Raw genomic sequence first — 21,842 nt, 5'->3', positions numbered from 1 at the left:
AGTTTAACATTTTTATGCAATCGGGGCTACGTCCCTATAAATCACCACATTTTTTTAAGACTTCCGGTCATAACTGATCAACACCATTTCCAGATCTTTAGTAGGCGGACCATTGAGTACCTTTCCTAAAACATCGAACCTCCCTCCATGGCAAGGACAGTCCCAGCTTTGCTCAGCAGTATTAAACTGAACGGTGCAGCCAGCATGTGTACATATCGGATTTAAAGCAGTTACTTTTCCAGACTCATCCTTGTAAATCGCTATTTTTTTGCCTTCAAAGTCCACTATTCTTCCCTCGCCAGATTGTAGGTCGCTCAAGGCCGGCAGCTGCCCGGCGGAAAACCGGTCGGCAATAAAATGCCAGGCCACATCCGCATTTTCCTTCACAAATTCAGTAAAACCCGCTACAGGTTTCATACGGGATGGACTAAATAAACTGGTATACTCGTTTTCATTTCCCAGAACCAGATCAGCAATGATCTTCGCTGATAGCGTACCAAACATCATCCCGTTTCCATTAAAACCGGTAGCGATATAGGTACCTTCAGCAGCACCAGGTAGTTGTCCGATATAGGGCAATCCATCCACGGGAATATAATACTGCGCAGACCAGCGGTAAGAAACTGATTCCACTTCATAATATTGACGTACATACTCTTCCAGCTCCCGAAAAGCCAACTCCGGATCACCATGACCGGTCTTATGATCTTCACCGCCTACAATCAAATAGGGTTGTCCGTCTATCGTATGCGTACGGAAATAATGATAAGGCTCCTGCATATCATAAGCCAGGCCATCGGGATAATTCTCATCCTTCAATTTCAGGCCGAGCACATAACTACGGTAAGGAGCATTCCTCAAACTCATCAGATTTACTCCTGGTGGAATATGTGTAGCATAAAACAGCTTCTTCGCGCGGATAGAGACTGAATCAGAATTTGCGGTATAGATACCGTCTTCAAAACTACTCTCCCGAATTAAAGTATGATTCACCAGTACACCCCCGAGCTTAATAAATTCTTCCAACAATCCATGGATATATTTTAGAGGGTGAAACTGCCCCTGTCCCTTGAAACAGATCACTGAGTCAAAAGGAACGGGCACCAAGTTTTCACCATCAGGTTCCACAGAAACCCCAGCGCGCTGGGAAGCCTCCAGGATCTTTTGTAACTGTTTACTTTCTTTCTCATTTTCCGCATAAAGCCATGCCGACTTACCTTCCAGCTCAGCATCTATTTTTAGCGTTCTGACAAACCCCTCAATCATACTAAAAGCCTCCTTCCCTCCACGGGCGAGCAGTTTAGCCGATTCCTCCCCGAAGTCACTTTCCACTTCAGGATAAGTAGCATCAAAGAAAGTGTTCAAATGCGAGGAAGTACCGCCAGTTGTTCCAAACCCCGGTTCCTGAGCCTCCGCAATCACGCATGATAATCCCGAACGCTGCAATAGTAAAGCTGTTGTAATCCCGGTAATTCCCGCGCCAACAATCAGACAATCATATATTTTGCCGGATTCCAGCACACCGGTAGCTTGCTTAACCCCGTTAAAATTCGCAGTTCCCTGCCAGACACTCTTACTGACACTATCTCTCAAAAAAGAACTATCTTTATTGTTTTCCATCATCATCAATTTAGGGTATAAATAATTTGCGTTATAGCAATGGTCCAAAGCCCATTGCCCTTAAGATTTTGTTGATTGAAAAATAGGCTCCGCAAACAAACTCATCAGCGGCACCGTAATAAACAGTTAACTGATCACCGTCCACCACATGTCCATTTGTAAAGACCACATAGCCAAAAAAACCGCTCAGCTCATATTTTTCGGTAGGCACCATGATCGGATCATTGGTTCTTGCAATGACAATTGCTGGATCTTCCAGCTGCATTAAAAACGCACCCAGACAATATTGCTGTGCTGCATTGGCTCCATGATAAATTTCCAGCCAGCCGTACGGCGTTCGGATTGGTGCTGCTCCGGCACCGACCCTTTCACTATCCCAAAATCCCGGACGCGATTTAATCAGGCATTTATGATTACCCCAGTGCAAACCGTCCGGCGACTCTGAAAGCCAGATGTAATTGCCGCCAATTTCCTTACTGCTGGGCCTGTGTAAGGCATAAAATTTACTCGCAATCTGCGTTTCAAAAATTGCTACATCCTTATTGTGAGGTGGCAGGATCATACCTTTAAATTCAAATTGACGCCAATCCCGGGTGACTCTTAGTCCTACCCCAACTCCGTTCTCAGATACAGCCGTATAAGTCAGGTAGTAATCCTCTCCGATCTGGCTCACCCGACAATCCTCTATACCATAACGTTCTAGCTCTCCGCAACCAAATAAGGCAGCCTCGCAGGTTTCCGGTTCAGAAAAATGGATTCCATCTGTACTTACCAAAAGGCGCAGATGAGAAACAGTAGTCAGATAATCCAGTCCTTTATAATTTACAATCCGCGCGTCCGTAGCTACCAGGTCGGGATCATTTAGCGGCACCTCTATAATTTCCATTTGGCCCATTTCATTCATGACCGGAAAAAAGATTACCCCTTCTTTTTGAGCAATACTTTCCGCCACCCTTACCAGCAGCCATATTTTACCTTGAAAACGGAACACACCCGGGTTCAGCAGGCTGATGATCTGCAATTCATGGCGGCTGGCGACCAGATCTTTCGGCATCAGCAACGGATTTTGGGGAAAACGTTTAGCCAGATCTTTCATTATGTTCTTATTCTGATAATCCAATGATGCTTTCGCCATTATACACCTTCTCAATTGCCGAATAAAGTTCGTCCATGTCTCCATTTTTAAGCAGATATCCTTTGGCACCGGCAGCAAAAGCCCGGTCCAGATAGGTTTGTTTATCATGCATCGTCAAAATAATTACTTTAATATCCTTATTCATGGCTATAATATTTTGTGTGAGTTCAATCCCATCCATTTCAGGCATATTGAGATCCGTAATGACAATGTCGACAGTCAAACCGTCCTGGATGAGCGCCAGAGCAATTTTCCCGTTAGCAGCCTGTCCTTCCACGCTAAAATTGTCTTCCATTCCGATTAAATCGGATATGGTTGCCCTGATGACTTCATTATCTTCGACTAGTAATATCTTCACCATGAGTTTCTTTTTTTATTTGATTGGAATTATAAATTGGGAAACAGACATCCACCACAGTGCCTGATGTTGACTTGCCTTTGATTGAAATCGTTCCCTTGAGCAGCTCAACTTTATTACGGATAGAAGAGAGACCGATTCCCTGCTTGCCATCGGCTTTAATCGCCATTCCCCGCCCATTATCTTTAACATAAACCCTTACTTCGTTATCTTTGGCATTTACTATAACTGTAGCCTGGCTTGCATTTGCATGTCTTACCACATTAATCATCAATTCCTGCACTGTTCTGAAAACCGCAAGCTCCAGGTAATTATCTAATTTAAAATCTCCTAAAGATACCGTACAGTTAAACCGAACACCACTCTGTAACTGACTACAAACTTCTTTTATCGCAGCCTTCAGTCCGAATTCAGCCAAAACCGTTGGCATAAGCTCATGAGAAATACGGCGCGTCTCTTTTATAGCTTCCGCTAATAAGTCCTGAGTATAATGTTTGGCCTGTATATACTTTTCCGTATTTTCAATGGCTGTTTCAGGCGTCAGGTAATTTAAGCTCAGTTTTGTTCCATACAACAACTGACCAAGACCATTATGCAAACTCTCCGAAACCCGCCGACGTTCTTGTTCCTGGGTATTCAAAGTGACCTGAAAAATCTCCTGCTGCTGCCTTGCTTCCAAAAGTCGCAGCCTGCGTTCGGTTTCACGAGTTGCTGTAATATCCATATTCACACCCAGCACACGCACGGAATCTCCATTTTCATTTTTAACTGCATTAGCTTTAATATGTAAAACAGTAGCGTTTTCATTAACCTGAATCTCCAGTGTTTCCTCAAAATCCCGATCGCCATTACGCAAGTGGTCTACAATCCGCTGTGCAGCAGGCAGGCATTCAGGTGTAGCAAAATCAAGGTATACTTCTGGTCTAACCTCAACACCTCTTTGCAAATTAAAAAGCCTGTACATGCCGTCAGACCAACTAAGTGCCCCGCTCAGCAAATCAAAGTCCCAACTCCCGGCTTGCGCCAGGTCTTCGGACTGCTGCAATAGCAAATAGTTTCTGAACCGCTCTTCTTCGGCTTTTACCCTTTCGGTGATATCAAGATTGGTACTGACCAGAATATCCTCCCCTTTCACAAACATCGTAGAATACCACCGGTCAATACCATCATAGGCATAGTGGTACTCCATCTTTCCATGTTCTCCCGTTTTGAAAGTTTTAACCATCAAATCAAAAAGGCCCATTTGCTTTACCCCAGGGAATAATTCAGCATACAATTTTCCCACCATATCATCACGTCCGGTAGCACTAACGATCAGTTTATTGACCATAAGAATCTGAAAATCAACAATCTCCTCAAGGTTATCTCTTACCGGCGCAAAGACCGACATACCAACCAGGTTAGTATCATAAATAGTTTGCAACAGAGCATAATTCTCCTGGAGTTCCCGTGTGCGGTCAGCAACTTCCTTTTTCAGTTCATTCCTGTATTTCTCTTCGCTGGCACGCAAAGCAGCTTCGACACTGCGTTCTACACTAACATCACGAAACAGCACCACCCCACCGGTGATACTCCCCTGCTCATCCCGGATGGGGGCAGCATTAAAGGCGCAAAATATATGCTCCCCATTTTGGCGCACAATTTCCAGTACCTCGCCATCAATTACTTTTCCTTCCAGAACTGCACGCGATCCTGGCCAATCTTCAGAAACAATAGCTTTCCCATCCAAATGAAATCCCTGATAAAAATCGCTATACAATCTGGCAGTGGTTTCATGGGCCGGGCGGCCCCATAATTCATCAAATACCCGATTGCGAAACAAAATTTCACCACTGGACCCAGAAATGGCTATTGCAATCGGAGCCTGTTGTAATACAGTATAAAGCCGCAATTCAGTTTTACGCAACACTTCTTCTATTTTAGCACGTTCGAAAGCTGCCCAGGTACGCTGGGCCGTTTCTTCAGCAAGAGCAATCTCGTGAGCCGACCAGTCATGTGAAACCTTGTGATAAAGCCCAAGAACAGCTACAAGCCGACCGTCTTTAACAACGGGAACACCAACTAATGATTCAATACCTCTTACGCTCATGGTTTGACCCGCAAGAAATGTTTTTTTAGCATCAACACCAAACTCATTCACCTGCAGGGATTTGCTAATCAATGATTTACCATCCGTGTAGCCACCTCTGGAGGTCAGGTATTCATCCTTGGATTCTATTTCATAATATTGTGCCCGCGATAAGCCAAGATGGACGGCAAGTAACTGCATGGCAACTGACACTGTTTTTTTTGGATCTGCTAAAGGGTGAAGTGCGTCACTCAATTTGAGCAAAAAAGTTTGCTTATCTTCTATTTCTTTTCTAGCCGTAATGTCATTAAACAATATCGCTACATGATGTTTTTCCGGCTCATCAATTGCAAATGCATAAACATCAAACCAACGTTTTAAAGCTACTGCTTCGGCCTCAAAACGTATTGGCATCCCATCTAGTGCTACTTTTCCATAGTTACGAAACCAATGCTCTTCATGATCGGGAGCAAGTTCCCGCATATATTTGCCAATTATGTCTTTTAAACCCGTTTGGGCTTCAAAAGCGGGATTTATTTCAAGGAATTGATAATCTGTAGCCTTTTGATTACCATCAAAAAGTACTTTAATCACACAAAATCCCTGATCAATAGAATTAAATAGAGAAAGATATTTTGCAGCAGAAATTTTAAAGCTCTTCTGTGATTCGCGTAGAGCGTGCTCGCCCTTCTTACGCATGGTAATATCACTTACTGCACCCAGCCATTCTGTAATCTGGTCCTGGCTATCGAAAACAGGAACGGCACGGGAATAAATCCATCCCAGGGATCCATCAGCTTGTATGACCTGATGCTCCAGCTCAAAAATACTCTTGGATTCAATAGCCTGGGCGATGCATGCTCTGACCAGAAGCTGGTCCGTTTCAGGAATATATTTATCCATCCAATTTCCAGTGACCTTTTCAGTGTCAACAAGCATATTTTTGCCTTTCAGATGGTACATCCGTGTCCAATCCGCACTCATCCGGTACACGATATTAGAACCGGCTGTTACAAGAAGCTTAAACTGATGATCTGCGTATTCAGCAAATTTAAGGTCATGGATATCTACAAAGGACATTACAACTCCATTACTTCCAGGAGCCGCTGTTAGTCTTACCCATCGATCTGTTACGGGCGATATAAAATCCGTTTCGGCTACAATTCCCTGGAACAAGGCGGTATCCAGCGCGCTCGAACATAGCTCAGCCAAACTTACCGGAAATATATCAGAGAGCTTTCTACCGACACACTCTTCATGGCTTTTGCAAAAAAGGTGTAACGCCTGCGCATTAACATACGTTAAAACACTAGTCCGATCAAAGTGACAACATGCCAGGGGAATAAGATCCAGAATTTCGGTAGAAATATCCATTAGCTAATTTTATCTATCTCAACACAACATTTCATATGACACATATTAAACCTTAACAGCTGGTATCGTAGAATGTTATAAGAATCTCAATTATACGTATTTGTACATCCTATGCGTACTTATACCGACGCCGGCAGGCCTTTATCCATTTTTAAAAACACTTTAAAAACTGATCCCTTACCCAGCTCGCTCTCCACGATTATTTTACCCCCGGAGCTCAATACTATCGTATTGACCAGGTACAATCCAACACCCGATCCATCAACAGTTAATCTTAACCTTTGAAATTTTTCAAAAATTAATTTCTGATCTTCTTCACTAATCCCAATCCCATTGTCAGTAACACTAATCACCATAAAACCATCCTGTTCGTATGATGTTATCAGAATTTCGGGATGACGTTCTGCCGGAGTATACTTAATCGCGTTATTTAACAAATTGTAAATCACACTACGCAGCTTGCGGCGAATAAAAGTAATTTCAGAAATCGCCAGATCTTCTTTGATTATTGCTCCGGATTCCAGAATCTGTGGGGCCAAAGTCAGCCTTACATCCTCCAGTATATTTTGCAAATCCACCAATTCTTCTGCCGATTGGTACCGCTGGTGACCCCAGCGGGAATCGACCAGATCGTTTACCACTTTCTTTATATCCGTTAAACTATTCTCAACATTTCTCAATAGCACCGGAAATTTTTCCATGCTCTTTTCAGGTAATCTTTTAAGTACCTGAACCGTAAGACTAAGTCCCAGCAGCGGATTTTTAATATCATGGGCTATGGTATCCAACAAAAGTTCATGTTCAGCAATCAGCCTTTCCTGCTCCTTGAGATCCCTGATACGGGGAGTAACATCCACAAATGTGATGATAACGCCATTGGTTTTATTTTCTTTCCGGATGATATAGGGTAGTATATTCATCTGATACCATCTCAGATCATTAGTCTGGATTTCTTTTTCCAGAATTTTACCTGTGGCGATAACAACCTTAATATTTTCTATGATAGTTGGAAACCTGAAGTTCTCTTTAATATCTTCAAGATGCATTCCGATAAATTCATGTTTAAGCTTGAACTGCCGCATAGCTGGTGGCGTAAATTTTCTGAGTATCAGATGTGCATCCACAAAGAGTTGCGGTATGATTGTGTTGCTGAAGTAATTTTCCAACTCTTCATTCAGCTCAATCAATGTGCTGATTTGTTCATTTTTATTTGGCATAGAAAATTAACTGGATATCTGTGTTGTGTTCATAATCTTAATAGCTGATTTAGTCAATCACACCGTTTCGCAACGCGAAACTGATCAACCCCGCGGTATTAGGCGCCTCGGTTTTATCGATCAAACTTTGCCGGTGTCCTTCGATCGTCCGTTTACTTAAAAACAACTTATCTGACATCTGTTGATTGGTTAGTCCCTCTGCAATCAGTTGTAAAACTTCTATTTCCCGCTCAGTAAAATCAATATCCAGGGGTTCTTTTGGTTGAAGATGCAAAGTACTATGCATGTTCTTTTTTAACATAATCATAGCCAGTTCTGAACACAAATAATAACCACCTGAATAAACATGCTTAATTGCATAAACGAGTTCTTCTTCTTTTGCACTCTTCATCAGGTAACCAAAAGCGCCCTCACGGAAAGCCTCATGCACATATTGCTCATTTTCGTGCATCGTCAATATAATAACTTTAGCTTTGCATCCGCGATTTTTGAGTTCTGTGATCAGAGAAATCCCATCCACTAGCGGCATATTAATATCAGATAAAACCACGTCAACTTGATCACTACCTTCCAAAAGGTCCAGGACTTGCTGTCCGTTGATCGCCTCGCCAGTTATATTAAGATCTTTGTCAGCTTCCAGCAACATTTTGAGTCCATTTCGGACAACATTGTGATCCTCAGCAAGAAGTATATTAATCATTTGTCTTTTATCATTAAGAACACATTTTTACTCAAAATGTTCTGTGTTAACTACCAATTTTGTTTACGTATAAATACGGTACCCAACGTAGTTATACGTGATTTCATTTATTGGTATAACGATCCTTAATTAAAGTATTATATAAGATGCATCCTTCCAGCCAATGTTTCAATTATTTTTTCAAGATCGTTCAGTTCAAAGGGTTTTGCCAAAAAAGCATCATAACCACAGTCCCCCAGGGAGTATAAAACCCCTGGATAAGCTGAGAAGATAAGAACCGGAACATAATGAGTGCCGATATTATTCTTTATCTGAGCGCAAATCTCGCCTCCATTAATTTCAGGTAACATATAATCCAAAATTACGAGATCCGGTTTGAATTCATCAATCAGCGGTAATATATTCTCCGTTTTACCTATAATCCGATAACGATACCCAGAGATATCAAAAAAAAGCTGCATAAATTCGGCTAATCCATTGTCATCTTCTATAACAAAAATTTTTCGCTTAGCCGTATCCAGAAAATCAGATTTTATCTGTACTTGCATAATGTAGGGATTGAGTAATCTAAAATACCCAATTTAGACGACAATAATTCTGTACAAAATACGTGATTTGCCTGGGATATCTACCTTATTTTATATCATACATTACCTCGCTCAGTTCTGAACAGATATGAATTCCGGGCTATTTATGTGGGAGGCGCACTTTAATTTTTGTGCCTTTTCCCGCTAGGGACTGAATATCTAAACTGCCTTTCAGCAGGTCAACCTTATTCCGGATCGACCGCAGACCCATACCTGGTTTCTCCTCCTGATCTACCGGCATTCCCTGTCCATTGTCGATTACCAAGATGAGCACCTCACCTCCATCAGCAGTAACTTCAACAGTCGCACTTGTAGCTTTGGAATGCTTAACAACGTTGATCATCAATTCCTGTACGGTGCGAAACACTGCCAATTCCAGAAAATTATCTAGTTTAATCGGTCCGAGTGACACTTGATAATCAAATTGAATGCCATTTTGCAGTTGCTCGCATACCTCCTTAATCGCAGCCTTGAGGCCGAATTCTGCCAATACCGTTGGCATGAGATCGTGCGATATACGGCGGATGTCTTTGATAGACGTTGATAGCAAATCAGCCGTATATGCTTTGTACTCGTTAAATTTGTCAGGTTTTTCAACGGCCATCTGAACGGTCAGGTTATTCATCGCTACCCGGGTACCGTAGAGTATCTGACCGACTCCATTATGTAAACTCTCTGAAATTCTGCGCCGTTCTTCTTCCTGCGTTGACAGAATTACCTGCAATATCTCCTGCTGCTGCTGGATTTCCATCTGTCGCAGCTTGCGTTCAGCTTCCTGCGTTGCGGTAATGTCCATATCTACGCCTAGCACACGAACAGGATTGCCCAGGTCATCTTTTAAGACTGTTGCTTTTAAATGTACGATCTTGATCTCTCCGCTGACATCGATTTCTATTGTTTCCTCAAAATCTTCATCTCCCGCCCGTAAATGAGCCAATAACTGTTCGGCTTTAGCGCGACATGCTTCTGTTGCATGCTCCAGGTAGATATCCGGGCTTAACGCTTTTCCTTTAGGCAAATTGAAAAGACTATATATCCGGTCAGACCCGGTAAAATCACCAGTTATCAGGTCATAGTCCCAGGTACCAATTCCCGCCAACTCTTCAGATTGTTGCAAAAGCGCAAACGCCCTCAATCGCTTTTCCTCTAAGCGCTTTCGTTCCGTGATATCCAGATTGGTACTTACCAGCACATCTTCACCTTTGACCAACATAGTAGAATACCAGCTGTCAACGCCCTCAAAAGTATATTTATATTCCATTTGCCCAGGCTCACCGGTTTCAATGGTTTTAATCATTAAGTTAAACAAACCGATTTGTACAGGGTCTGGAAACAACTCACTGTATAGTTGTCCATTCATGTTCTTAATTCCATAAGCCTGTTCCATTTTTTTATTGACACTGATCACCTTGAAATCCGTAACTTCTTGTTTTGCATTTCTAATTGGCGCGAAGACTGACATACCGATCAGGGTGGTGTCATAAATTGTTTGCAGTAAAGCGTAGTTTTCCCGCAATTCACGGGTGCGGTCAGCCACTTTCTGTTCCAGTTGCAAGCGGTATTTTTCTTCTGCCCGACGCAAAGCTTCCTCCGATTCCCGTCGTGCAGTAATGTCAAAAAATGTAACTACAACGCCGTTAATACGGTCCTCAGCAGTACGGTAAGGCAATAACCGCATCATGAAAAAACGGTTATCAATTGTGGTCACCTCGCGCTCCACTGCTGTAAGTTTTTCCAACACAGTTTCGGCATCCTTGAGCAAGCCATCGTACTGCAATTTATTGGTAATATCAGTAACTGGCCGGCCATAGTCACTGATCTTCAGATTGAATATATCCAGGATCGCCGGTGTAAACAGGCGTATCGCAAAATTTCTATCCAGGAAGATCGTACCAACGTTTGCGGAATTCACCAGGTTTTGAAGGTTGTTACTGGCAACTCCGATCTCTTCAATCTTCACTTTAAGCTCCTGATTTACTGTACGTAGCTCTTCATTGATAGACTGTAACTCTTCTTTGCTTGTTTCAAGCTCTTCGGCGGCCGAACGTAATTCTTCATTCATCGCCTGCAGTTCTTCATTTGATGCTTTCAGTTCCTCGGCCTGGTATTCGTGTTGTTCTATAGAGCTGCGAAGCTGCGCTTTTACGCCTATTAGTTCCTCTTCAAGTTGTCTGGCAAAGGGTTCATCCGACGCAACTTTCACGGTTGCACTTTCCTTAAAAGCCTCCATACCAGGTTTAAAAATAATCAGAATAAAGCCTTTCGCAATGTCCCTGGCTTCCAGCGTTGGCCGCACCTGGATGTCTAGTGATTGTTGTTCACCGTCCACGGTCACTTTAATATTACGGGCTTCTATCACCGTCTTACTTTGCACCGCCTGGTAAAGTGCAGACCGTAACTCTAATCTTATTTGCGGACGAATCAATTTCAGCAGATTCTGGGTTGGCTCACCGCCAGCAAATTCAAAATATTTACCGGCCCTTTCCGTCATGTGCACGATTTCATATTCCTCATTGACTACTACCGATGGCGGAGCATATTGTTCCAGCATTTTCTGGTGGAGTTCTCCAAAAGACACGCGTGGGTTACGCCCCTCTCTTTCATCTTGCTTTTGAAAAGTGTCGATTTTAGGAAAATTAAACTGAGGCACAGACTCGGGTACCGGATAGCTTCTGGGCGTGACTTCTCTCGCCTGGAAAATATGGTGATCACGGTTATTTATAGTATAAAGGTCAGTGCCATTCACTGATTCAGAAGAACCTAGAAAAAGGTAACCTTGTGGCCTCAAAGCAAAATGAAACGTCTCCAGCACCCTTTCCTGGGCAGTGCTGTTGAGGTAAATAAGTACATTGCGACAGGTAACCAGGTCAAGTTTTGAAAAAGGGGGATCTTTTAAAAAATTATGATGGGCAAAAAGGATCATTTCTCTAATTTCCCGACGCACCCTATAACCATCTCCATCTCGGTTAAAAAACTGCCTTAAACGCTCCGGAGAAACATCTGCGGCATCATTAAGCGTATACAGTCCTTCCCTGGCTGTCGCAATCGCCGCTTCGTCGATATCGCTGGCAAAGATTTGCACTTTTGGGGCGTCAAAAATGGTAGCGGCCTGTTCAGCACAAAGCATGGCAATGGAATAAGCTTCTTCACCTGTAGCACAGCCAGCCACCCAAATACGTACCTGGTCTTCCGATGTTTTACCAGCAAAGATGCCCGGCAGTATCCCCTCCTCCAGACCATTAAAAGCTTTTGCATCCCGGAAAAAGTTTGTTACTGAGATCAGCAGGTCTTTCAGTAAGGCCTGGGTTTCATCAGGATGTCCCTGCAAAAAAGCAATATAGGAAGCCAGGTCTGGCAGGTTATGTATATTAATCCGTCGCTCAATACGACGCAATAAGGTTGGACGTTTATAATTGGAAAAATCATGGCCCGTACGAACCCTGAGCTGGGTGAATATTTCGCGGAGTGCCGGTTGTTGGGGCTCGGGCTGTTTTTCAGCTTCCTCAATGATCTCCACAGTTCCGATGCTATCCCGATAAGCAATGATACGGGACGGTATTTCTCCCACATTCAGTACATCATCTACTAAATCGGTAGCAATGGCATTCCTCGGCATTTCGTTAAATTCCGCTTCACGAGGATTTTGAACATAGGTTGCCCCCCCCCGCTCTTTGATACGTTTCAAACCCATAGATCCATTTGCACCAGTACCCGATAATATGACACTGATTGCTCTCGGCCCGTGCTGGTCTGCGAGTGAGCGAAAGAAAATATCAACAGGCGCCCTACGTTCTTCTATGTTCAAATTTGGCAATACAGCTATATAATCATCTTCTATGGTCAGATGGCGGTCGGGCGGTACCACATAAATATGATCAGGCTTAATGACGGTTTTTTCTGTTACCTGCAATACGGGTATTGTGGTTTCCTGTTGTAGCACACTTGCCAGCTGACTGTCATGATCTGGAGATAAATGAAGTATGACAACGTAAGCCAGGTTTGAATTTTCGGGCACCATACGGAAAAATTCCTGCATTGCCTGTATGCCACCTGCGGATGCACCAATGCCAACGATTAAAAATTCCTTTGGCTTTTCCTGTAACTGCTCGACCGGGCTTAGTTTTCCTTTATGTTTAGCGACCTTTTTCATATAATGACAACAAGGATAGTTAATGTTTTAAGATAAATCGATTATCAGAAGATTTTTAATTATACAGTACCTAATTAAGCCTCATCTTCAGCATCCTTCAGTAACTTGATTTTACTGAGCTGTTCATGGCTGTGTACTGCTTTACGAACCAGATTTGAACGTCCCTCTGCTTCTTTTGCTTTTTTAAAATATACAGCAGCCAGTTTGGGCTGATTGGCTTCCGCATAATGATCACCAATATGATTCAACAACAATATACTTTCATCCATGCCCCTCACTGCACTATATAAACTATCCTCAATTTTTTCGGTAACGCTTGCCATAAGGGTATCCGCAGAATAGGCATGACCGGTATGGCAGCGAAAACGGCTAAGGTCACCATCCATAATTTTTGATAACACGCCATGACATTCCGGGCAAGTATAAGGCGACAGTACCCCTATATTTAAAGAACCTTGTTTTAACGCATTCTCTTCGGCGGCAATGTTGATTTCTATTTTTGTTTTTTCATCTTTCATGATTTCTGTACTTCCAATGACCTCTTGTGATAACTTGACTAGTAACGCCGGCATATCGTCCAGAGCCACACAATAGTCAATCTCTACTTCGCGCAGGGCATTCTCCGGCATGGAAGCAACTTCCGCATCATTCGGGTCCTGAACCACCGCCAGGCCACCGCTAAATTTTATACGCCAAAGTCCTGCTGTTCCGTCATCAAGACCTCCAGATAAGACAACACCAATTACCCGTTTCCCATAGGCATATGCAGCTGAACGAAACAAAGGGTCAACTGCTGGCCGGAATCGATTTTCTTTAGGCCCGTGTGTTACTCTTACACGTCCCTCTTCAATCAGCAAATGATGGTCCGGAGGCGCCACATATATCCGGTTAGACACGATGAGCTCATTGTCGTAAGCATGGGCAGCCTTTATCGTATTCAGTTTATTCAAAACTTCAGGCAGTATGCCACGAATATTCGGACTCATGTGCCACACGATAAAAATAGAAGCATCCAGATCAGGTGGCAGGCCCTGCACTATTCTTTTAAACGCTTCAAAGCCGCCGGTAGATCCACCGATCACGACAATATTCCTTTTTTCCATAATGCAATATTAGACGTGTTATAATTAATAAGGGATATACTAAATACAAGTATTCAGACAGGCTGTTTATACATTACGGACTAACAGTTTAAAAATAAAACTGTTTTATAAACCTACAAAATATCAAATTGCGTTGATACGGAACCTTTTGACGATCTGGTTTCAGGCGATTTATTGTGCTTTATTTTAAACTTTTAAAAATACATTGAAAACGGATCCTTTGCCTGGTTCACTTTGAACGGAGATTTTCCCGCCTGCTGTTGAGACAATAGTATTGACCAGATAAAGTCCGACCCCCGATCCTTCACATGATAACCTGACCCGGGTAAATTTATCGAATATAGATTCCAGTTCTTCCTTGTTCATACCGATACCATTATCAGAAACACTGATCACGATGTATTCGTCATCTTTATAGGATTTTATCAGGATCTCGGGGCTACGTTCTGGCGGAGTGTACTTGATTGCATTGTTTATCAGGTTATAAATAACACTGCGAAGTTTACGCCTGGCAAATGAGAGTTCCGAAATCTGAATTTCTTGTTTTATTGTTGCTTTTGTTTCAAGGATTTGAGGAGCGAGGGTAAGCCTTACATCTTCAATAATATTCTGTAGATCCAACAATTCTGTTCCAGGTTGGTATTTGTGCTTTTCCCAGCGGGAATCAACCAGATCGTTTACAACTTTCTTCATCTGCAACAAGCTGTTTTCGACATTTCCGAGCAGGATAGGATATTTTTCCATACTTTTCTCGGGTAACCTTTTAAGCATTTGAATGGTTAGTCCAAGTGCCAGTAATGGATTTTTAATGTCGTGTGCAATCGTGTCCAGCAACAGTTCATGTTCGGTGATCAGCTTCTCCTGTTCTTTCAGATCTCTGATACGTGAGGTGATGTCTACAAACGTAATGATCACACCGTCGGTCTTGTTTTCCTTTCGTATCAAATATGGGAGTATATTCATCTGATACCAACGCATATCCGTGGTTTGAATTTCTTTCTCCAGGATTGTCCCTGTGTCGATCACTAATCGAATGTTATCAATGATCGTTGGAAACCTGAAATTTTCCCGGATTTCTTCTAAATGCCTGCCGATGAATTCGTCCTTCAGGTCAAATTGCTTCATCGCTGGCGGGGTAAATTTTCGTAATCTTAGCTCTGCATCCACGAAGAGTTGAGGTATAATGGTATTGCTGAAATAATTTTCCAGTTCTTCATTAATTTCTATTAATGTACTGATTTGTTCGTTTTTACTTTGCATTTCGAGGCGGATAATTAGCTATCAAAAAGTAACGTTTAACGCTACATCAACTATGTTAACAAATACGCAGCATCATTGTTTGTTTTTTAACTGTGGGTTACGATTAAGTTGTCAAAACGCTGTAAATGATTTAAAGCTTCCATGATCTGCTCTAAGAAGCCTGATGAACTTTCACCCAAAGTCCACCAGGCTCTTATCAATCAATCTTCTTGCTTACCCACCATATAGCAGCCAGAATAAGAAGCATCACTGATCCAGTCTGAGATCTGATAAATTGTTTTCTTGTGTCTGCGCTTTCGGTATACGCCATCACCTTCCCTGCTGCCTTCTACATTCGTATTTCCCTCAATAGCCACAATCCAGCTACCATCCTCCTTTTCTATCAGGCCAACATGAGCAATTCTCTTTTTATCCGGGAAATAAATCCCGATCACATTTCCCGGAAGCGCCGATCTTGCCAGCCTTGAAACAGGGAATAACGCAGGAGACCAGCCTGTTCTTGGCTTTTCAAATCCTGTTTCATAAAAGACCCAGCTGATAAAAGCAGCGCACCAGGGCTCACCTTTTAATAAGCCCACTACTTTCAAAAACCTTTCCACTTGCGCCCCATCATTACGTCCTGACCGTTCCCTCAGGCCCAACTCCTTTACCGCTGTTCTGACTACTTCCATCCGGGATCTGGCCACACCAGCCCTGTATGGATCCAATTTATCATGCTCTAGCACAGAGCGATTAGCACTCCTGTAGATGACATTAAAAGCAAGGCAAATGATGCCAAGAAAAAAGAGATTTGTTGCCATAACAATAAGGTATTAAACTGTGAAACCATAGATAAGATTGAGGGTAATCCGCTCATGAACCAAAAGCGTTGTAGTATCCACCAGGATAAACCTGTGATCAGCAGGAAACTCATCAGGCTCAGAACAATCAGGAGCCAGATGCTTTGGTCGATGTTTCCTGCTGTATCATCTGCGAAGCGTAACAAAACCGGCGAAAAAGTCCATATTGATAGTAAAATAGAAAATATTGCGATGGGTTCTGCCCATTTAAAAGGTCTCAACTTAAACAAAGGAGTCCCTGCCAATTCCTTAGAATCGGATAATTTGATCGTTTTCATAACAAAAAGTTTTATTTAGGAATTCAGATAGATAAAAAACCCGGCAGGGTTTCATAAACGCTGCCGGGCTCTAAAGATTACTCAATGACTGTCACTGTTTTCAGATAACTGGTTTCAGAAACAATTTTGCCATCTGCTGAAGCAAAAAACAGCCAGCAATGAAGCACATCTCCGAGATAAAAACTCGGTACCGGCACCTCTGCAGACAATGCACTTCTAAGCATATTTCCACTTAAACTTACACTGTTCTTTTTTGCCGGATTATACAACAGGATGTACGCTTTATCAGTATGTCTTATACTGCAATAAGTTTACAACCTCAATAGATTTTATTGTTCTAAATATTCCAGTGCAAATTGCACCCAGTCTTTAACGTTCTTGTCCAGGTAAATGTCTGGTTGCATACCGATGTTATCAATTGGATAATCCGGCAATCTTAATGAACGGTAGGTTGGTAATTGTAATAAGTATTCAGGACAACCAAAATCGAACATACGGGCTGCAGCATAATCCAATCCTCCGGAGGTAACAGTGCCTGCTATTTTTACTTTTTTACTTTGCTTGGCCTTCATCACGAAACTCTCGGCAGAACTTCCTACCTTTTTATCTGTTAAAATAACCACATTAACAGGGCTTTTTTCCGAAGGAACTACTTTTTGTAAAGAAAATGTACTATCCTTAACATTTACGAATTTCCCCATGTTTTTTTCAAAAAGGCCAACCCACCGCTTCACCATATCTATCTCCTTCTCTTTGTTGTCGCCCGCTGTTTTTATATACTTTTTTAGACCATCCACCAAAGTTGGGCTCGCCAGATACTCAACTCCCATATTCCGGATTGAGTTACTCATAATATAAGGCAATAGTATTTGGTAGGCATCATCAGTTCCCCCTGAGTTCCCCCTTACATCTATGATTAAATTTTTACAATCTTCTATCAGGTTGCGGTTGTTTGCGACAAGACCAGTAATAATATCAACGAAAGGGTAATCAAAAGATGGAAGTGTGATCAGCATTGTCTCCCCGCTAAGCTTTTTTGCTCCGAAACCATAAAAGTCAGCTATCTTTCTTTTGATCTGTTCTTCTGTCAAATTTGACTGAGGCATTTCTTTTATAAAAGAAGCTCTTAGCTCTTTGAAATAGATGATGCTGTGGTTATAAATCTCATAACTCCCGGTCTTCAATGTCTTATCAAACGCGTAAAATTCGTACTTTCCATCAGGATACAGCCTGAATTTTATCTCATTTGGTTTCCAGAAAGCGGATGTTGAATTAATTACAAAGCCTACCTGTACCCCATCGTTATTTTTGGTAATTCCGATTTCATAAACTGGCCCGCCTGTCCATTCAAACCTATTTTTCCAAATTCCCTCGATTGAATCAGGACTAACTTTCAGCCTTTTCCGGAATCTTTCAATATTAATCTTAATCAGATTTGTACTTGTTGTGCCTTTTGCACTTATTGAAGTTGCAGGATTTATCCAAATGTGGCCATCTCTGAAGAACGAGGTATACTTCTTTAAAATATCCAAACACTTTGCCGGCTCTGCCTTACTTGTCTGATCCTTCAGTTGTTGTTTAAAATTATTATATAATATTTTGTCCTTTGTCTTTTCTTCAAATCCGGGATATTCACTTTCAATCTTTTTAATTAAGCGATCCAAAGCATCACTGCATTCACAGACACTTTGTGCATAAACTATATTGGAAACGAAAAGTACAGCTATTGAAAGAATCGTTTTGATCATTATTTTTTAATTTTGTTTGCCAAAGGAAGCAATAACAAAAGATTAAAAATTGTAAAAATCATTCAGGATATTTTTATCACAAATCCACAGCAGGTCATTTTGAGTACTCGTAATTTTACTCATTAAATGTTTGGGGGAATGGCCAGAGAACGATTTGAAATCTTTGATTAAATGCGCCTGATCATAATACTGATTGAGGTAAGCAATTTCTGTTAAAGAATCTTTTTTTCTGAGCATTTTATCCAAAGCCGTTCGGAAACGGATCGTTTTCAGGAATGACTTTGGATTTTGTCCAAGGTGATTTTTAAATAGCCGGAATACTGAAGCTTCACTTATGCCCAGTTGCCGGGCAAGTATTTCAACAGTCAGGTTTTCGTGATTACTTTTTGAAATAAACAGTAAACTATCTCTTAGTTTATTGGGTATCTCGTAATTCAGGTTTTTTATTAATAAGGATTCTATTTTCTGAGCGCGTTTTACTAAGTCATGTTCCGCAAAAAGCTGCTCTAAAAAGTAGGAGTTTTTGTCAGGAAAAATATTTTCAAAAATATGATCAGCGTTCATTAGATCTCTATAGGGCTCAGCAGTGAAAGCCCCTAAAGCAGAGGGATAAAAGATAATACAAACCTGGTCGAGACAGGAATTTATACTGACTTGAAATGGCATTTTATGAAATCCGTAGCATCTACTCACAAAATTGCTGTCCCCTTCGGTAATGACGCAATGATTTGATTGTTGATCGTTGAAATAATTCACATTATTCTGTTTGTAGATTGCAAGACAGAGGTTATTGTTTGGGAAAGTAGTATAATTCTGCGTACTGTTGTCCATTTTATTAAAAAAAAGAAAGTACTGTACGTACCTTTTTAAGATTTCGTTCCTGGGTTTAAGAATAACCGTGTTCATTTTTTCATTGATTAAATGACTTGGTAGCTTAAAGAAAATCGCTAGCAAGCTGGTTTATCCTGCAATTTAAAATTTCGAAATTAGATTGCCTTGCTTATTGGCACATTTATTACACAGTATTGGCAAAAAAAGGTCTAAATTGTTTGATTTTTGCAGAAAAAACTTTGATTCTCATAATCTTTCTTCCGCTTTTCTAAACTATTTTTACTTTGAAAAATTAGCTTAAATATTATGATCGAAGCAAAAGGATATGCAGCACAAAATGCTGAAACAGATTTAGCTCCCTGGAGCTTTGAACGTCGCGAGGTAGGCCCTCATGATGTGCAATTTGACATTTTATATTGTGGGGTTTGTCATTCAGATCTTCATCAGATTAAAAACGATTGGTTTCCGGGGATATTTCCGATGGTTCCAGGTCATGAAATTGTAGGACGGGTAATAAAAGTAGGAGATCATGTGACCAAATTTAAAGTTGGCGATCTTGCCGGAACGGGCTGTATGGTAGATTCCTGTCAGGTTTGCGAAAACTGTAAACAGGATCTGGAGCAATATTGCCTGGAAGGAAATACACAAACCTACAACTCTTATGGAAGAGATGGTAAGACCCCAACTTATGGCGGTTACTCCAATACAATCGTAGTAAGAGAGGAATTTGTACTTCATGTTTCTGAAAAACTAGACCTGGCCGCAGTGGCTCCCTTGCTATGTGCAGGAATAACCACCTACTCTCCACTCAGACATTGGAAAGTAGGAAAAGGCCATAAACTTGCGGTTCTGGGTCTTGGTGGATTAGGCCATATGGCTGTGAAATTTGGAGTAGCCTTTGGTGCAGAAGTAACAGTATTGAGTACTTCGGCAAAAAAGGAAGCAGATGCCAGAAAATTAGGAGCTCAACATTTTGTAGTGACTTCAGATCCGGAACAAATCAAAGCTGCTCAGCATTCATTTGATTTTATCCTGGATACGGTTTCGGCAGAACATGATTTTAACATGTACCTGTCCCTGCTAAGAACCAATGGCACGATGATTTGTGTAGGCGTACCTTCTAAGCCAGCAGAAATTGCAGCGTTCAGCTTGCTGGGTGGCCGGAAAAGTGTTGCCGGTTCCGGCATCGGCGGCATCGCCGAAACTCAGGAAATGCTGGATTTCTGTGCGGAACACAACATTGTATCTGAAATTGAGATGATCGACATTAAAGACATCACTGCTGCGTACGACAGGATGTTAAAAGGAGATGTCCGCTATCGTTTTGTAATTGATATGGCAACACTTTAAACAAAACAAAAAACGGGAAGACATTGCTTCCCGTTTTTTGTCTATTCATGTTTGCTGAACATTGAAAGCATATCATTTAATGCATTTGGCCCGTGCATCCATTCCGTATTGAATAACGTTTCCTCACCGGTTTTTTCGAACCGCCTGAACATTTGTTTTTCATAATTCGCAATAGCTGCCTGTATATTTTCAAATTCCGGATTGCTAAAAGATTCACTCAATTCTAAAGCATCCAACATGGCCATGTTCACCCCTTCACCTGCAAAGGGTGGCATCCAATGAGCAGCATCACCTATAAGGGTAATATTCGGTTGAGCATCCCACTTTTGTGTTAATGGCATACAATATTGCGGTCGTGGGATAAAAAGCGTGTCTTCGCTTTCAAATAATTCATACCAGATACGACTCCATCCCGAAAACTCCCCTTTGAACCAGGCCAATACCTGTTTGTTGTCTTTGAAATCTATTCCGCTTTCCCGATACCAGAATTCATTTGTTTTTGCACTCGTGGTAAACCCTAAACTACCATCACCCTTCGAGCTCACAATTAAAGTCTGCTCATTTCCATACGCAAATATCTTTCCGCCTTTCAAAAGTGCATCAATATGAGGAGCTGTCTTTTTTGAATCTTTTATTGAACCCTCAATCATAGTAATGCCCGTCCAGAAAGGCCTGATATCGGTAACGAAAGGTCTTATTTTGCTACTTGCCCCATCAGCGCCGATTACTATATCTGCCACAACACTTTTACCATTTTGAAAAACCAGCTTCCAGGAACCCTGTATTTTCTCAATAGCCAGGATATGACTATCCCAGATAACAGTATCTGGTTTTAGTGAATTCAGCAAGATATCCCTTAGTGGTCCCCGGTCAATTTCAGGTCTGTAACCCTCCTCTTCAAAATTCTGCACTATTTTTTCTGCATGTTGATCCGAGTGAATTTTTGCCTGATGGTCCAGCACCCTGACCAGTTCCGCTCCCGGCCGGTAATGCATTTTGAACTCATTCATTAAACCGGCTTCGCTTAATGCGGCTAAACCGGATTCCATGTGCAGATCGAGTGCGCCACCCTGCAGCCTTACCTCCTGATGGAGGTCCCGCTCATAAACTTTTACCTCTGCTCCTTTTTGCTGCAGCAGTCGGGCAAGTGTCAGGCCTCCGGGCCCGGCACCAATGATGGCAACTTTTTTATTTTGTATCAGCATGCTTTTAAAATTTGTTTTT

17 protein-coding genes and 1 pseudogene are annotated in these 21,842 nt (G+C 41.8%); 1 reads left to right on the top strand and 17 read right to left on the bottom strand.

All coding sequences use genetic code 11. The features are described from left to right. Positions 1–54: 54 nt before the first annotated feature. The 16 genes and pseudogenes from BFS30_RS22295 to BFS30_RS28245 all read right to left on the bottom strand — a co-directional run. Positions 55–1,626 carry an FAD-dependent oxidoreductase gene (locus BFS30_RS22295; RefSeq protein WP_069381307.1) on the bottom strand — a complete coding sequence of 524 codons (1,572 nt, stop codon included), beginning with the start codon at positions 1,624–1,626 and terminating at the stop codon, positions 55–57. Positions 1,627–1,651: 25 nt separating this feature from the next. Further along, entirely contained in the window at positions 1,652–2,755 is a 1,104-nt protein-coding gene (locus tag BFS30_RS22290; protein WP_335645341.1) for a glycoside hydrolase family 130 protein, read from the bottom strand. Beyond that, positions 2,724–3,116 carry a response regulator gene (locus tag BFS30_RS22285; protein WP_069381306.1) on the bottom strand — a complete coding sequence of 131 codons (393 nt, stop codon included), beginning with the start codon at positions 3,114–3,116 and terminating at the stop codon, positions 2,724–2,726. The genes BFS30_RS22290 and BFS30_RS22285 overlap by 32 nt, the downstream gene beginning before the upstream one ends. Next, positions 3,088–6,555 carry a PAS domain-containing protein gene (locus BFS30_RS22280; RefSeq protein WP_083252189.1) on the bottom strand — a complete coding sequence of 1,156 codons (3,468 nt, stop codon included), beginning with the start codon at positions 6,553–6,555 and terminating at the stop codon, positions 3,088–3,090. The genes BFS30_RS22285 and BFS30_RS22280 overlap by 29 nt, the downstream gene beginning before the upstream one ends. 119 nt (positions 6,556–6,674) lie before the next feature. After that, positions 6,675–7,772, bottom strand: coding sequence for an ATP-binding protein (locus BFS30_RS22275; RefSeq protein ID WP_069381304.1), 1,098 nt, complete (start codon positions 7,770–7,772; stop codon positions 6,675–6,677). 49 nt (positions 7,773–7,821) lie between these two features. Beyond that, positions 7,822–8,472 (bottom strand): response regulator transcription factor, encoded by a 651-nt coding sequence (locus BFS30_RS22270; protein ID WP_069381303.1) that lies wholly within the window; start codon positions 8,470–8,472, stop codon positions 7,822–7,824. 137 nt (positions 8,473–8,609) lie between these two features. After that, positions 8,610–9,020 carry a response regulator gene (locus tag BFS30_RS22265; protein WP_069381302.1) on the bottom strand — a complete coding sequence of 137 codons (411 nt, stop codon included), beginning with the start codon at positions 9,018–9,020 and terminating at the stop codon, positions 8,610–8,612. A gap of 139 nt (positions 9,021–9,159) precedes the next feature. Continuing rightward, on the bottom strand, positions 9,160–13,209 hold the full coding sequence (locus BFS30_RS22260) for a CheR family methyltransferase (RefSeq protein WP_069381301.1): 4,050 nt from the start codon (positions 13,207–13,209) through the stop codon (positions 9,160–9,162). A gap of 74 nt (positions 13,210–13,283) precedes the next feature. After that, positions 13,284–14,312 (bottom strand): chemotaxis protein CheB, encoded by a 1,029-nt coding sequence (locus BFS30_RS22255; protein WP_069381300.1) that lies wholly within the window; start codon positions 14,310–14,312, stop codon positions 13,284–13,286. A gap of 186 nt (positions 14,313–14,498) precedes the next feature. Continuing rightward, complete coding sequence (locus BFS30_RS22250; RefSeq protein WP_069381299.1) at positions 14,499–15,572, bottom strand: sensor histidine kinase; 1,074 nt, start codon at positions 15,570–15,572, stop codon at positions 14,499–14,501. A gap of 200 nt (positions 15,573–15,772) precedes the next feature. Further along, positions 15,773–16,372 carry a peptidoglycan-binding protein gene (locus tag BFS30_RS22245; protein WP_237028639.1) on the bottom strand — a complete coding sequence of 200 codons (600 nt, stop codon included), beginning with the start codon at positions 16,370–16,372 and terminating at the stop codon, positions 15,773–15,775. Continuing rightward, entirely contained in the window at positions 16,291–16,689 is a 399-nt protein-coding gene (locus tag BFS30_RS27585) for a hypothetical protein (RefSeq protein ID WP_083252188.1), read from the bottom strand. Before BFS30_RS27585 ends, BFS30_RS22245 begins: the two co-directional genes overlap by 82 nt. A 77-nt stretch (positions 16,690–16,766) precedes the next feature. Beyond that, the gene (locus BFS30_RS22235; protein WP_257785608.1) at positions 16,767–16,988 is read right to left on the bottom strand and encodes a DUF6266 family protein; all 222 of its coding nucleotides are present in this window, start codon (positions 16,986–16,988) and stop codon (positions 16,767–16,769) included. Between the two features lie 30 nt (positions 16,989–17,018). Next, entirely contained in the window at positions 17,019–18,437 is a 1,419-nt protein-coding gene (locus tag BFS30_RS28035) for a S41 family peptidase (protein WP_208602999.1), read from the bottom strand. A 42-nt stretch (positions 18,438–18,479) separates the two neighbouring features. After that, on the bottom strand, positions 18,480–19,001 hold the full coding sequence (locus BFS30_RS27980; RefSeq protein ID WP_167353184.1) for a helix-turn-helix domain-containing protein: 522 nt from the start codon (positions 18,999–19,001) through the stop codon (positions 18,480–18,482). Positions 19,002–19,004: 3 nt separating this feature from the next. Next, positions 19,005–19,343: pseudogene (locus tag BFS30_RS28245) on the bottom strand (DUF6597 domain-containing transcriptional factor); the annotation flags it as partial. Between the two features lie 231 nt (positions 19,344–19,574). On the opposite strand from BFS30_RS28245, the gene BFS30_RS22220 reads away from it, so the two are divergent. Further along, the gene (locus BFS30_RS22220; protein ID WP_069381295.1) at positions 19,575–20,618 is read left to right on the top strand and encodes an NAD(P)-dependent alcohol dehydrogenase; all 1,044 of its coding nucleotides are present in this window, start codon (positions 19,575–19,577) and stop codon (positions 20,616–20,618) included. A gap of 41 nt (positions 20,619–20,659) precedes the next feature. On the opposite strand, the gene BFS30_RS22215 is transcribed toward BFS30_RS22220, so the two are convergent. Next, complete coding sequence (locus tag BFS30_RS22215) at positions 20,660–21,823, bottom strand: FAD-dependent oxidoreductase (protein WP_069381294.1); 1,164 nt, start codon at positions 21,821–21,823, stop codon at positions 20,660–20,662. Positions 21,824–21,842: the final 19 nt, after the last annotated feature.

This window comes from Pedobacter steynii (genome assembly GCF_001721645.1).
Lineage (GTDB): Bacteria > Bacteroidota > Bacteroidia > Sphingobacteriales > Sphingobacteriaceae > Pedobacter > Pedobacter steynii_A.
The sequence above is the reverse complement of the archived record's forward strand: the minus strand, read 5'-3'. Positions and strand labels throughout refer to the sequence as shown.